At 50.1% G+C, this 14,071-nt stretch carries 13 protein-coding genes and 1 tRNA gene; 3 read left to right on the forward strand and 11 right to left on the reverse strand.

Annotated elements, in window-relative coordinates; all coding sequences use genetic code 11:
* Nucleotides 1-11: 11 nt before the first annotated feature.
* Nucleotides 12-98, reverse strand: a tRNA-Leu gene (locus tag BBW69_RS03235).
* An 88-nt stretch (nucleotides 99-186) separates the two neighbouring features.
* Here BBW69_RS03235 and rnr point away from each other — a divergent pair.
* A complete protein-coding gene (gene rnr / locus BBW69_RS03240) occupies nucleotides 187-2,562 on the forward strand; it encodes a ribonuclease R (protein ID WP_188210400.1) in 2,376 nt (791 codons plus the stop codon).
* Nucleotides 2,563-2,750: 188 nt separating this feature from the next.
* Here rnr and guaB read toward each other — a convergent pair whose 3' ends face one another.
* The 8 genes from guaB to BBW69_RS03280 form a co-directional block, all read right to left on the reverse strand.
* A complete protein-coding gene (gene guaB / locus BBW69_RS03245) occupies nucleotides 2,751-4,214 on the reverse strand; it encodes an IMP dehydrogenase (protein ID WP_188210401.1) in 1,464 nt (487 codons plus the stop codon).
* Nucleotides 4,215-4,360: 146 nt separating this feature from the next.
* Nucleotides 4,361-6,919, reverse strand: a complete 2,559-nt coding sequence (glnD, locus tag BBW69_RS03250; protein ID WP_188210402.1) for a [protein-PII] uridylyltransferase — start codon at nucleotides 6,917-6,919, stop codon at nucleotides 4,361-4,363.
* Between the two features lie 45 nt (nucleotides 6,920-6,964).
* Nucleotides 6,965-7,282 carry a helix-turn-helix domain-containing protein gene (locus BBW69_RS03255; RefSeq protein ID WP_188210403.1) on the reverse strand — a complete coding sequence of 106 codons (318 nt, stop codon included), beginning with the start codon at nucleotides 7,280-7,282 and terminating at the stop codon, nucleotides 6,965-6,967.
* Nucleotides 7,283-7,620: 338 nt separating this feature from the next.
* Nucleotides 7,621-8,094, reverse strand: coding sequence for a bacterioferritin (gene bfr, locus BBW69_RS03260; protein ID WP_003675402.1), 474 nt, complete (start codon nucleotides 8,092-8,094; stop codon nucleotides 7,621-7,623).
* Nucleotides 8,095-8,122: 28 nt separating this feature from the next.
* On the reverse strand, nucleotides 8,123-8,587 hold the full coding sequence (gene bfr, locus BBW69_RS03265) for a bacterioferritin (protein ID WP_003675404.1): 465 nt from the start codon (nucleotides 8,585-8,587) through the stop codon (nucleotides 8,123-8,125).
* A 474-nt stretch (nucleotides 8,588-9,061) separates the two neighbouring features.
* A complete protein-coding gene (gene lipA, locus BBW69_RS03270; protein ID WP_003675408.1) occupies nucleotides 9,062-10,045 on the reverse strand; it encodes a lipoyl synthase in 984 nt (327 codons plus the stop codon).
* Nucleotides 10,038-10,661 (reverse strand): lipoyl(octanoyl) transferase LipB, encoded by a 624-nt coding sequence (lipB, locus tag BBW69_RS03275; protein WP_188210404.1) that lies wholly within the window; start codon nucleotides 10,659-10,661, stop codon nucleotides 10,038-10,040. The genes lipA and lipB overlap by 8 nt, the downstream gene beginning before the upstream one ends.
* A 1-nt stretch (nucleotide 10,662) precedes the next feature.
* Nucleotides 10,663-10,938: a YbeD family protein gene (locus BBW69_RS03280; protein ID WP_003675413.1), complete on the reverse strand. Its 276-nt coding sequence runs from the start codon at nucleotides 10,936-10,938 to the stop codon at nucleotides 10,663-10,665.
* A gap of 184 nt (nucleotides 10,939-11,122) precedes the next feature.
* On the opposite strand from BBW69_RS03280, the gene BBW69_RS03285 reads away from it, so the two are divergent.
* On the forward strand, nucleotides 11,123-12,193 hold the full coding sequence (locus BBW69_RS03285) for an AI-2E family transporter (RefSeq protein WP_188210405.1): 1,071 nt from the start codon (nucleotides 11,123-11,125) through the stop codon (nucleotides 12,191-12,193).
* 204 nt (nucleotides 12,194-12,397) lie between these two features.
* On the opposite strand, the gene BBW69_RS03290 is transcribed toward BBW69_RS03285, so the two are convergent.
* Complete coding sequence (locus BBW69_RS03290; RefSeq protein WP_107960508.1) at nucleotides 12,398-13,345, reverse strand: SPFH domain-containing protein; 948 nt, start codon at nucleotides 13,343-13,345, stop codon at nucleotides 12,398-12,400.
* 14 nt (nucleotides 13,346-13,359) lie between these two features.
* On the reverse strand, nucleotides 13,360-13,710 hold the full coding sequence (locus BBW69_RS03295; protein WP_231992144.1) for an NfeD family protein: 351 nt from the start codon (nucleotides 13,708-13,710) through the stop codon (nucleotides 13,360-13,362).
* A gap of 58 nt (nucleotides 13,711-13,768) precedes the next feature.
* Here BBW69_RS03295 and BBW69_RS03300 point away from each other — a divergent pair, with 58 nt between their 5' ends.
* Nucleotides 13,769-14,035, forward strand: a complete 267-nt coding sequence (locus BBW69_RS03300; RefSeq protein WP_003714312.1) for a SemiSWEET family transporter — start codon at nucleotides 13,769-13,771, stop codon at nucleotides 14,033-14,035.
* The last annotated feature ends 36 nt before the right edge of the window (nucleotides 14,036-14,071 follow it).

A 14,071-nucleotide genomic window follows, 5' to 3' on the forward strand; every position in this document is an offset into this window, starting at 1 on the left:
CAAAGCATGATTGGTGCCCAGGAGAAGACTCGAACTTCCACACCCGTGAGGATACTAGCACCTGAAGCTAGCGCGTCTACCAATTCCGCCACCTGGGCTTTGCTTTATTCACTGTTTTGCGGTACAGTGTCCTTCCGCAAAGAAGTCGCTATTATATAGGTCATAAAAAGAATGTCAACGGTCAAAATGAACAAAAATATTAAATATTTAAATTTACGGGAAAAAGACCCGTTTTTGAGTCGGGAGAAACAGCGTTATGAACATCCCTTGCCAAGTAGGGAATGGATTGTCGAGCTGCTTGAACGTAAAGGCGTACCGTCCAAGATTGAAGCTTTGGCACGCGAATTGTCGATTAAGGAAGAAGAGTATGAATTTTTCGAACGTCGTCTGAAAGCGATGGCGCGGGACGGTCAGGTTTTAATCAACCGTCGCGGTGCGGTCTGCGCGGCGGACAAATTAGATTTGGTCAAATGCCGTGTCGAGGCACACAAAGACGGTTTCGGCTTCGCCGTACCGCTCACGCCCACCAAAGACGGCGATTTCGTTTTATACGAACGCCAAATGCGCGGCATCATGCACGGCGACATTGTTACCGTCCGCCCTGCCGGCATCGACCGCAGAGGCCGCCGCGAAGGTACGGTTTTGGATATTGTAGAACGCGCGCAAAGCAAAGTGGTTGGTCGTTTCTATATGGATCGCGGCGTGGCGATTTTGGAAGCAGAAGACAAACGCCTGAACCAAAGCATTGTCTTGGAACCTGACAGTGTCGCGCATTTCAAACCCGAATCCGGTCAGGTCATCGTCGGCGAAATCGAGACTTATCCCGAGCAGAACCGCCCAGCCGTAGCGAAAATCATTGAAGTATTGGGCGATTATGCCGACAGCGGCATGGAAATCGAAATCGCCGTGCGCAAACACCATTTACCGCACCAATTCAGCGAAGCGTGTGCCAAAGCTGCGAGAAAAATCCCCGACCATGTTCGTAAAAGTGATTTGAAAGGCCGCGTCGATTTGCGCGATTTGCCTTTGGTAACGATTGACGGCGAAACGGCGCGTGATTTTGACGATGCCGTGTTTGCCGAAAAAATCGGACGCAATTACCGTTTGGTTGTGGCGATTGCCGATGTCAGCCATTATGTCCGCCCCGATGACGCTATCGACACGGACGCTCAGGAACGCAGCACCAGTGTTTACTTCCCGCGCCGCGTGATTCCCATGTTGCCGGAAAATCTGTCCAACGGCATTTGCTCGCTCAATCCTAATGTCGAGCGTTTGTGCATGGTGTGTGATATGGTCATCACTTACGCGGGCAATATTAAAGAATACCGCTTCTACCCTGCGGTTATGCGTTCCCATACCCGTCTGACTTACAATCAAGTCTGGGATTGGATTTCAGACGGCCTCGACCATCCGCACAAAGCCCAAATTGACACCCTCTACAAACTCTTCAAAATCCTTCAGAAAAAACGCTTCGAACGTGGCGCGGTAGAGTTTGACAGTATCGAAACCCAAATGCTTTTCGACGATAACGGTAAAATCGAAAAAATCGTTCCCGTTGTCCGTAATGAAGCCCACAAGCTGATTGAAGAATGTATGTTGGCGGCGAACGTCTGTGCGGCAGAGTTTTTGATGAAAAACAAACATGTCGCACTATTCCGCAATCACTTGGGCCCGACACCCGAAAAACTCGCCACCCTGCGCGAGCAGCTCGGCTTATTGGGTTTGCAACTGGGCGGCGGAGACAAACCGACGCCGAAAGACTATGCCGTGCTTGCCGAACAATTCAAAGGCAGACCCGATGCCGAATTGCTGCAAGTCATGATGCTGCGCTCCATGCAGCAGGCAGTTTACGAACCGCATTGCGACGGACACTTTGGTCTTGCCTACGAAGCATACGCCCACTTTACCTCGCCCATCCGCCGCTATCCCGACCTGACCGTCCACCGCGCCATCAAAGCTGTGTTGAACCAGCAGACCTACACGCCAAACAAAAGCTGGCAGGCTTTGGGCGTGCATACCTCGTTCTGTGAGCGCCGTGCCGACGACGCCAGCCGCGACGTGGAAAACTGGCTGAAAACCTATTATATGCGCGATAAAGTCGGCGAAATATTCGAAGGCAAAATCTCCGGCATGACCCACTTTGGCCTCTTCGTTACTTTGGACGGCATCCACATTGACGGCTTGGTACACATCAGCGATTTGGGCGAAGACTATTTCAATTTCCGCCCCGAAATCATGGCGATAGAAGGCGAACGCAGCGGAATCCGTTTCAACATGGGGGATAGGGTTACCGTTAAAGTTGCCCGTGCTGATTTGAATACCAGTAAAATCGATTTTATTTTGATTGCAGGAGGAGTTGCGGGTAGGCGGAGGAAGATTAAATCATCCCAATATGCCAAGCCGGCAAAGGCGGTTGTGCAAAGCAAGCCGAGAACTGTTGCAAAGAAACAAGCAGCCCGAGACTGCAAGGCAAAGGAAAGAGGTAAGTCTGTTGCCGCGCTGCCGAAGAAAAAGGCAAAAAAATCGGTTTCGATTAAAATAAAAAAAACGAAAGGCAGATAATGTGGGTCGGAGCGGGTAGTAGAAGCGTTTAAGAAAAATCCCAAGCCATGCCTGCCATGACACAGTTGCCTATCTTTTTATGGCCTATCCGTTTTATCGGATAGGCTATTATTCTCGGTCAATTTAAAAATGCCGTCTGAAACCTTAAAATCGGGTTTCAGACGGCATTTTAATAAAGACTGCTTGAATCAGCGATGATAGTTCGGCGCTTCTTTAGTGATTTGTACGTCGTGAACGTGAGATTCGCTCATGCCGGCAGAAGTGATTTCCACAAATTCTGCTTTCTCGTGCATTTCAGCAATATTAGCGCAACCCAAATACCCCATGCTGGAGCGCAGGCCTCCGGTCAGCTGGTGGATGATGTTCACGATCGGGCCTTTGTAAGGTACACGGCCTTCGATGCCTTCAGGAACATATTTGTCTGCGCTGTCGGTTTTGTCTTGGAAGTAGCGGTCGGCTGAACCTTGGCTCATCGCACCCAACGAACCCATGCCGCGGTAAGACTTGTAAGAGCGGCCTTGATAGAGTTCGATTTCGCCCGGTGCTTCTTCCGTACCGGCAAACATACCGCCGAGCATGACGCTGTATGCGCCGGCAGCAAGTGCTTTGGCAATATCGCCGGAGAAGCGGATACCACCGTCGGCAATCAGAGGAACGCCCGTGCCTTTCAGAGCTTCGGAAACATTGTGAATCGCAGTCAGCTGGGGCACGCCCACGCCGGCTACGATACGGGTCGTACAAATCGAGCCCGGGCCGATACCGACTTTAACGGCATCCGCACCTGCAGCCACCAAATCCAAAGCAGCTTGGGCAGTCGCAATGTTGCCGCCGATGACTTGGATGTGCGGATAGGTTTCTTTTACCCAGCGCACACGATCGATAACGCCTTGGCTATGACCGTGGGCAGTATCGACCACAATTACGTCCACGCCTGCTTCTACCAATGCTTTGACGCGCTCTTCGGTATCGCCGCCGGTACCCACCGCGGCACCGACGCGCAAGCGGCCTTCGGCATCTTTATTGGCATTAGGGAATTCGGTTGTTTTCAGAATGTCTTTAACGGTAATCAGACCTTTGAGTTCGTCTTGGTCGTTCAATACCAAAACGCGCTCGACTTTGTGCGCATGCATGACTTCTCGGGCTTCATCGATGCAGGTACCTTCGGGAACAGTAACCAAACGTTCGCGCGGTGTCATGATGGCAGAAACAGGCAGATCGAGACGGTTTTCAAAACGCAGGTCGCGGTTGGTTACGATACCGACCACTTTGCCGTTTTCAACGACAGGCAGGCCGGACATTTTGCGTTTGCGCTGCGCGCGCATTTCCAAAACTTCACGGATCAATGCGGTCGGTGCAACGATAACGGGATCTTTCACCACGCCGCTCTCATGGCGCTTCACTTTGGAAACCGCACGCGCTTGCAACTCCGGAGTCATGTTCTTATGGATAATGCCGATGCCGCCTTCTTGCGCCATAGAGATGGCCAAACGCGCTTCGGTAACGGTATCCATTGCCGCAGAAAGCAGGGGGAGGTTGAGCGTGATGTCGCGGGTGAGTTTGGTTTGAAGCTTGACATCTCGGGGCAGCACGGTTGAATGTGCAGGAACCAACAGGACGTCGTCGAAAGTATAGGCTTTTTCTACGATACGCATGATGCTCGGTCTTTCAGTTTGTGCGAGATGCACGGCATTATAACATGGTACTTGCGTCTTGGCAGCCAATATTGTTTACAATATTTATCCGTTGCAGGATAGTTGGAAAACAGAAGGGCTAATGCCGTCTGAAAAAGGAAGAGGAATCATGTTAATTGTTCCAACAAAGCCTGTTTCAGGGTAGATTGGATTTTCGGATTTTTCAGATCGGGGCTGAAAACGGTAAAACTGTCTTCGACGCGTTCATCCAGCGTGGAAATTTTGGCGTAGCGCAGGCTGACGTTGTGGGCGAAAAAGACTTCCGCCATATCGGCGAGCAGGAAAGGGCGGTTGACGGCGGTGATTTCGACGGAGTACCAGTCGGGGTAGTCTTCTTCGGGGGTAATGGTGATACTGGGCGCGATCGGCATGTAGCGGCTGCGGCGGCTGATGCGGCGGCTGCGGCTTTGGGTTTCGGCAACGGTGTGTCCGTGGATAAAGCTGTTGAGTTCGGCTTCGAGCGCGCTTTGGATGTCGGGGTAGTCTTCGGGGGCGTGCTGCGAGGGGATTTGTACGATGAAGGTGTCGAGGATGTAGTCGTGTTCGGTGATGAAGGCGCGGGCGGCGAGGATGTCGAAGCCGTGGCGGCTGAAGATGCGACAGAGGCGGGCGAACAGGCGCGGGCCGTTGGGCATGAAGACCATGACTTGGAAGCTGTCGCTCTTGGGCAGGATGCGGCTGCGGACGATGGGTGTTTCAAAGTCGTGTACGAGGTTGGCGGCGTGCCACAGGATTTCGCGGGACTGATGGCGGGCGAAATAGGCGGAACCGAGCGCGTTCCATAGTTTTTTCTGTTGTTTTTCGGGGACGGCGGCGCGGGTGAGCAAATCGGCGGCTTCTTGTTGGCGGCGGCCGAACAGGGCGTGCGGGTTGCCGCCGTTGCCTGCGAGGTAGCGGCTGGCAGCATGGAACAGGCTTTCCAACAGGCTGGCGCGCCATGCGTTCCACAGTTTGGGATTGGTGCCGCGTATGTCTGAGATGGTCAGAAGGTAGAGTGCGCTGAGACGTTCGTGGTTTTGCACGCGTTTGCAGAATGCATCGAGTACGTCGGGGTCTTGGATGTCTTCTTTTTGGGCGACGGTGGACATGAGCAGGTGGTTTTCGACCAGCCAGGCGAGCAGGTCGCTTTCTTCTTCGATCAGAAAGTGGTCGGCGGCAAATTGGCGCGCGTCTGCGATGCCTTGTACGGCATGGTCGCCGCCGCGTCCTTTGGCGATGTCGTGGAAAAAGGCGGCGAGATAAAGGATATCTTGTTTTTCAAAGGACTGCATCAGTGCGGAGGCGTAGGGCAGCTCGTGGCTGTGCATATCTAAGGCAAGGCGGCGGATGTTGCGGACGACGGCGAGGATGTGGTCGTCCACGGGATAGATGTGGAACAGGTCATGCTGGAGCAGTCCGACGATTTTTTCCCACGCGGGCAGGTAGCGGCCCAACACGCCGTAGAGGTTGAGAAAACGCAGGGTTTGGGTCAGTCCGTTGCCGCTGCGGAAAAAGCCGGCGAAGCGGCGGCGGTTTTCGGGATTTTGGTAGAAACTGCGGTTGATTTTGCGCGTCGCCCCCCACCAAGCGCGCAGGGTTTGCGGTTCGAGCGTAGTAATATCGTTGCGCTGCTGCATGATTTCGACGATTTTAAAAATGTGTTCGGGCCGTCTGAAAAAAATATCGGTGTGCCGCGCGGCGATTTGGTTGTTCACTTGGATGTAGTCGTCGTCAATCCGCAGGGTAACGCGCAACGGCGTGGAGGAGACGCGGCTTTGCAGCATGGGCGTGAGGATGCCGCTCAGTTGTTTGATGGTTTTAATCGCGCGGTAAAACACGCGCATCAGTTCTTCGCTTTGACGGCGGAGGTTCATGCCTTTATAGCCCATGCTTTCGGCAACTTGCGGCTGCAAATCGAACAGCAGGCGGTCTTCGGCGCGCTTCGCGTTTAAATGCAGATGGATGCGGATGTGGGCGAGGCGGCGGTAGCCGTGCGAAAGCATGCCGGCTTCAGTGCGCGTCAGAATGCCTTGTTTGACCAGCGCAGGCAGGTTGGCCGCCAAGCCTTGCGCTTTCGCTATCCAAAGCAGGGTGTGGATGTCGCGAAGACCACCGGGACAGCTTTTTATGTTTGGTTCCAATACCGCCCCTGAACCTTGCGATTTGGCATGGCGGTGTTCCATCTCCACCAATTTTGCTTCGATAAACGCCGCTACATTGCGTTGCGCGTTCATTTTTTCCGTCAACTCGTCTGCTGTCTGGCGGTTGCCGAACAAAAAACGAGCCTCTAAAAACGCCGTGTCCCCCGTAATATCATTGCGCACGCTTTCACATAGTTCATCAACGCTGCCGCTTTTGACCGAGGGCATCAGTTTGCAGTCCCACAGGGTTTGAACAAATCGGGCGATTTGTTCTTGGATGCTGTCTGAAAGCGGATTGGGTGAAACCACTGCCAAATCCACGTCCGAACAGGGATACAGCTCCTTCCTACCGAAACCGCCTACCGCCATTAGGCATAATGCACTGTTTTGAAAATGTTCTACCCACAATGCCGCCAGTAAGGTTTCGACTACCGCCGTATATTCCCTGAAAAATACCGACACGCGGTTGGTTTTCAAATAATGCTCTTGTGTGGCATCACGCTGCTGCCGGAAGGTTTCCAATACTGAAGGCAAATTTGCAGACATTTTATTCTTTCGAGTAGGCAGGGAGGTGGACAGATAGTTTGACGGTCAAATATCGGTTTCAGACGGCATTTGGAGGGTATCGGGGAGACGGGTCATCAGATTCAACAGTTCTTGCGGCGGCAGCAGCAACTGATACGCCGCTACACCTAAAGCCGTCGCCATCTTTTCAATATTCGACAATGCAATGTTCCAGCGTTTGCGTTCCACAGCCGATACATAAGTTCTGTCCAAACCGCATTGGCGTGCCAGCTCTTCCTGAGACCAGCCCTTGTTCACGCGGAAAAGCCGCATGTTGTACGCCAATACTGCCCGTAAGTCTTGGCTATTTGGTAATTCTGAAGGCGGCATCAATTTATTGCTCATGATGTTATTTCCGGATAAATGATTAGGATTAAGAATTTGCTGTTACGGATTTTACTTCACGTTAAAACTAAAAAAAAGGGGTGGCGACAGCCACACCCAAACACACACACATCAAGAGGAAAGAGGTAAAATCGAGATAGATTGAAAAAACAGTAAACTACCAAACAACCCAATCTAGATTCCATATCAGTATTATTAAACAAAAATTGTTATCACGTATTGATTCAAATCAATTTCGATTTTATTCGCAATCCGGTAAAGAAAAACGGCATATCCGTTTATACGGATATGCCGTCTGATGGTGCAGAGAACTGCTATATTTGGCAGTGATTTGTGTTTTAGTCCTCTTGCGCCGCTGTTTGCAGGTAGTTGGGCAGGCCGATCTTGCCGATAAGCTCTTGTTGGGTTTCTAGCCAGTCTATATGTTCTTCGTTGGTATCTTTTTGTTTTTCCAACAAATCACGGCTGACATAATCCTGTTGCTCTTCAGCTACGGAAATTGCCGCAATCAATGCCTCATGTTTTTCTTTCTCTTTTTCCAAATCGCAGGCAATGATTTCTTCGGTAGATTCACCAATCAACAGCTTGCCCAGCTCTTGCAAATTGGGCAATCCCTCAAGGAAGAGGATGCGTTCAATCAAATCGTCTGCAGCTTTCATTTCTACGATTGATTGTTTGAAGAAATGTTCTCCCAATTCTTCAAAACCCCAATTTTTCAGAATTCGGGCATGAAGAAAGTATTGGTTGATGGTTACCAGTAGCAGGCCGAGATTTTTATTCAGCTCGCGGATAACCAGGCGGTCACCTTTCATATCAGACTCCTTTTATTCCGAATACGGATTACAGTTGGCTTTGGTAGTAGTTGCCTTCGCCAATCAGCTCGATCAGGCGAAGCTGCTGTTCCAGCCAGTGGGCGTGGTCTTCTTCAGTATCTTTCAGTTGGGCAACCATCAGGTCGCGGGTAACATAGTCTTGAGCCTCTTCGCACAGTTTGATGCCTTTTTTCAACGCATCGCGTACTTCATATTCGGTTTGCAGGTCGGCTTTGAGGCAGGAAACTACGTCTGTACCGATATTCAGTTCGGCACGTACCATTTTCGGCGTACCGCCCAGCATCAGGATGCGTCGGATAAAGTCTTCGGCGTGTGTGGTTTCTTCTTCCATCTCGTGATTGAGACGTTCGAACAATTTGCTGTATCCCCATTCGGAGTAGAGGCGGGAGTGGATGAAGTATTGGTCGCGTGCTGCCAGCTCGCCGGACAACAATTCGTTCATATAATCTAAAACTGCTTGAGTGCCTTGCATAATATCTCTCTTTCCGTAATTTGATTTTCGGTATGTCTGAACAGCATCTGTATCGCTATTCGGGATGCGTGCATTGTATGCAAAAGTTTTTGATATGACAAATTTTCTATTTAAAATACAAACAATTATCAAAAGAGATAGGGTGGGTTTGCTGATGCTTTCCAAATCAATGCTCTGTTTCTTATCGGTTTTTTTTGCTTCTAAAACTAAGAATCCATCTCATCAATAAAGAACATTTACACTTGTTAACCATAGCAAAAAACAAATAGAGCACGGTTTTTTATCAAAATTTATAATGAATCGTTCTCATTAACTGACAGATTCTTTTGAGATTATCGGATTTGGAGAATAAATCATGCCGTCTGAAGGGATTTCAGACGGCATGGATAATTCAAGTTGATGTTGTTTACATCAAACAACGCGGCAGACAGCAGCGTAGGAAATTATTTTTTACTTCGGAACGGTGTTTTGGGTTTAATGATGCCCGCAACCGCCATGGCTTTCCCGCAGAGCTTCCGCCGCCTGTTCGTCGGCATGGTAACTCGAACGTACCATTGCACCGATGGCGGCATTGGTAAAGCCCAGTTCGTATGCTTCTTTTTCAAATATTTTGAATTGTTCGGGTGTAACGTAGCGCAAGACAGGCAAGTGGCCGTCTGAAGGTTGCAGATATTGGCCGATGGTAATCATCTCGATATTGTTGGCACGCATATCGCGCATGATTTCGCGTACGTCTTCGTCTGTTTCGCCCAAGCCGACCATGATGCCGGATTTGGTCGGGATGTGCGGCATCATTTCTTTGTAGCGGCGCAGAAGCTCGAGGGAGTGCTGATAGTTGGCACCCGGACGGGCTTTTTTGTACAGGCTCGGATGGGTTTCCAAGTTGTGGTTCATCACGTCTGGCGGCGTTTCTGCCAAGATTTCCAGCGCGATGTCCAGACGGCCACGGAAATCGGGAACGAGGATTTCGATTTTGGTATTCGGGCTGGTTTCGCGGATGGCTTTGATGCAGTCGGCGAAGTGTTGGGCACCGCCGTCACGCAGGTCGTCGCGGTCAACCGAGGTGATGACGACGTAACGCAGGTTCATGGCTTTGACGGATTCTGCGAGATTTTTCGGTTCGTCGGGGTCGAGCATATTCGGACGGCCGTGTCCCACGTCGCAGAACGGGCAGCGGCGGGTACAAATATCGCCCATGATCATGAATGTGGCCGTACCCTTGGTAAAGCATTCGCTGATATTGGGGCAAGATGCTTCTTCGCATACGGTATGCATTTTTTGTTCGCGAAGAATATTTTTGATTTCAAAGAATTTCTTGCCCGGTAATTTGGCGCGGATCCATTCGGGCTTTTTCAATTTTTGTTCCAATGGAACAACTTTAATCGGAATACGTGCGGTTTTGTCCGCGCCTTTGAGTTTGATGCCGCGTTTGGGATCGTCGGTTTTGATTTCACTCATTGTTATCTGCTTTCGGTGTGAGTTGTGTTTCAAGATGTGTGGTCAGTTTGGCGGCAACTTCGTCCAGCGTGGGGCAGGGGTGGACGAGGTCGGCAATTTGCGTCATTTCCATACCGGCATAACCGCAGGGGTTGATATGGGTAAACGGCGAGAGGTCCATATTGACGTTGAGCGCAAGGCCGTGATAGACGGAACCTCCTTTGATACGCAGCCCCAGCGAGGCGATTTTGCGTTCTCCGACATAAACGCCGGGGCGTTTGGGATCAGCCGCCGCTTCAATGCCGTATTCCGCCAATGTGGCGATGATGCTGTTTTCAAGCGCGGAAACGATGTTTCTAACACTGGTTTTACGCCGTTTGAAATCAATCATGGTGTATACGACCAATTGCCCGGGGCCGTGATAGGTAATCTGTCCGCCCCGGTCAATCTGGATAACGGGGATGTCGTCCCTAATCAGCAGATGTTCGGGTTTGCCGGCCAGCCCCTGAGTGAACACAGGGGGGTGTTCTACCACCCACAATTCATCTTCGGTAGAGGCGGTACGGTTGGCATTGAAAGTTTTCATTGCCTCAAAAGTCGGCAGATATTCAACCAAACCTTTATGTATGATTTTCATCTCAAAGTACCACTTTGACCAGTTTGTGCGAAGTCAGCGCGCGATAGATATTGTCAAGTTGTTCTTGGTTTTCAACCTTTACTTGTACGGTGGCGCCGGTATAGTTGCCTTTGCTGCTCGGCCGCGTGGTGATGTGGTGCGCCTGCGTGTCAGGGGCGTGAAGGCGGACGGTTTCTAAAACCGCTTGCTCGAACTCGGGATGAACCGCCCCCATTACTTTTAATGGGAAGGTGCAGGGAAATTCAATGAGGGATTTTTTGTTTTCTTGTTCGGTCATGATGTGCTGCCTTGTTGTGTACGGTATGCCGTCTGAACAGGGATTTTGTTTATCAGACTGCATCAGATAATGCAGTATTTTAGCCCAAACCGTGATAACAGGCTATCGAAACGGCACGGGCTTTATCTGCGATATAACCCGTTCTGCTATAATAATGATGAAAATGGTTTCCGGACGGGTCGTTATGTATCAGAAAAAAAAGCAGAGTATCAAACCCTGGGTTGGTGCGGTGGTATTCCTTACGGTCTTGATATGGCTGGCTTTCGCACTTGGCGATACACTGGCTCCCTTTGCAGTTGCGGCAGTGTTGGCGTATGTGTTGGATCCTTTGGTTGAATGGTTGCAGGAAAAAGGTTTCAACCGTGCCGTTGCTTCAATGACTGTAATGGTTTTTGCCTTGCTGCTGCTTGCGGCGCTGCTTTTGATTATTGTCCCTATGCTGGTCGGACAGTTCAACAGCATGGTATCCCGTTTACCCCAACTTGCAGGTTTTATGCAAAATACGCTGTTGCCGCTGTTGAAAGATACTGTGGGCAGTTATGTGGAAATCGATCAGTCATCCGTTATCGCATGGCTTCAGGCACATACGGGTGAGCTGAGCAACACGCTTAAGGCGTGGTTTCCCGTTTTGATGAGGCAGAGCAGCAATATCGTCAGCAGTATCGGCAATCTGATGCTGCTGCCGTTGCTGCTTTACTATTTTCTGCTAGATTGGCAGCGGTGGTCGTGCGGCATAAGTAAACTGGTTCCGAGGCGTTTTGCCGATACTTATACCCGTATTACAGGTAATTTGAACGAGGTATTGGGCGAATTCTTACGCGGTCAGCTCCTGGTAATGCTGATTATGGGCTTGGTTTACGGTTTGGGATTGATGCTGGTCGGACTGGATTCGGGATTTGCCATCGGTATGGTTGCCGGTATTTTGGTATTTGTCCCTTATCTCGGTGCGTTTACGGGATTACTGCTTGCCACCGTTGCCGCCTTGCTCCAATTTGCTTCGTGGAACGGCATCTTGGCTGTCTGGGCGGTTTTTGCCGTCGGTCAGTTTCTCGAAAGTTTTTTCATTACGCCGAAAATCGTGGGAGACCGTATCGGCCTGTCGCCGTTTTGGGTTATCTTTTCCCTGATGGCATTTGGACAACTGATGGGCTTTGTCGGAATGTTGGCAGGATTGCCTTTGGCTGCCGTAACATTGGTATTGCTGCGTGAGGGTGTCCAGAAATATTTTGCCAGTAGTTTTTATCTGAACAGGTAAGGCATTGACGAAGTATAAAGTTTCCGAAGGGGATATTTTGTTTTTATCCGAAAATGCAGTATGGATACCTGCAGTCCGCTTCCGTTATCAAATAAGGGTATGGGGATAAATATATTTTTGAGATTTTGGATTTAGATAAAAATGCCGTCTGAACCTTTCCCGTAATGTTCAGACGGCATTTTTCATACCTATTGATTGGGATATTTATTGGGAAGTTTTACCCTTGTCGAGGATTTTCATCCCAGCCGAAATCAGGCTACCAATGTCGGCAACGTTGGCAGGCATAATTAGCGTATTGCTTTCTTTGGCAAGATTGTTGAACGCGGCGACGTATTGTTCCGCAATCTTCAGATTGACCGCATCTGCACCGCCTTGTGTTTGAAGGGCGGCGGCTATTTGACGGATGGCTTCGGCATTGGCTTCGGCAACAAGGCGCAAGGATTCTGCTTCACCTTTGGCGCGGTTGATGCGGGCGATTTTCTCGGCATTTGACGCATTGACCGCAGCCTGAGCCTCACCTTCGGATTGTTGGATTTCGGCTTCACGCTGACCGCTGGCAAGGTTGATTTGTTCGATTTTACGGCCTTCGGATTCAGCGATACGGGCGCGTTTTTCGCGTTCGGCGGTAATTTGCGCCTGCATTGAGCGAAGGATTTCTTGCGGCGGAACCAAATCCTTGATTTCGTAACGGAGAACTTTCACACCCCAAGCTCCGGCGGCTTCATCGAGGGCGGAGACGACGGTACTGTTGATTTCGTCGCGTTCTTCAAACGTTTTGTCCAACTCCATACGTCCAATAACGGAACGTAGCGTCGTTTGGGCAAGCTGGGTAATTGCCATGATATAGTTGCTCGAACCGTATGAGGCGAGTTTGGGATCGGTTACTTGAAAATAGATGATACCGTCAACAGTCAGCTGCGTATTGTCGCGCGTGATGCAGACCTGGCTGGGGACATCCAAGGGAATTTCTTTCAGCGAATGACGATAGGCGATGCGGTCGATAAAGGGAATGAGGATATTGAGGCCGGCAGTCAAGGCGCGATGGAAACGTCCGAGCCTTTCGACAACGTGGACTTCCTGTTGGGGAATAACGACAAAGGATTTAAATCCGAAAACAACGACGGCTACCAGTAATATAATGAAAAATTCCATGATTTCTCCTGATGTTAAGGGTGTGTGATAATAAGCAGGTTACCTTCCTTGCGGACGATTAGGGCGCGAGTTCCCGGTTCAAGCTCTTCTTGCCCCGTATTTTGAGCCTGCCAGTGCGTACCGCGATAAAAAACTTCGTAACGGTTGCCGCCTGTGTGTCGGAGGATTTCGGCATATTGTCCGGCATCCAAATCCTGATATGAATCCGTTTCAACTTTTCTAACGGCGGTTTTGGCGTGTACGAACCAAATACCCAGCGCGGAAAGTAAGGCGGCAGTCAAGACGGCGGCAGGCGTGCTGCCGATCAGTCCGTAGATAATGCCCGAACCCGCCAAAGCTGCGCTGACAACCAGTTCGATAGCAATATTGCTCCGCTATATTAAAGGCCGTACAATAAAAATTTTTGAGAAAGGATACTTATCTATGATAAGCAAGAAAAAATTCAATGCTTTTATCGGAAGCATAGGCGCGGCAATCGGGATTTTTGTATTCATCGCCTATATCCCCCAAATTATCGCTAATTTGGAAGGGGAAAAGGCGCAACCGTGGCAACCTCTGTTTGCGGCAGTATCCTGTTTGATTTGGGTTTTATATGGTTGGAGTAAAGAACCCAAAAAAGACTGGATTTTGATTGTGCCCAATGCGGTTGGCGTGATATTGGGTTCTTTGACTTTTCTGACCGCACTTTAAAAACAACCGACGCGGTAGCGTAATCGTCATCATAAA

Source organism: Neisseria sp. RH3002v2f (genome assembly GCF_014596375.1).
Classification (GTDB): Bacteria; Pseudomonadota; Gammaproteobacteria; order Burkholderiales; family Neisseriaceae; genus Neisseria; species Neisseria cinerea.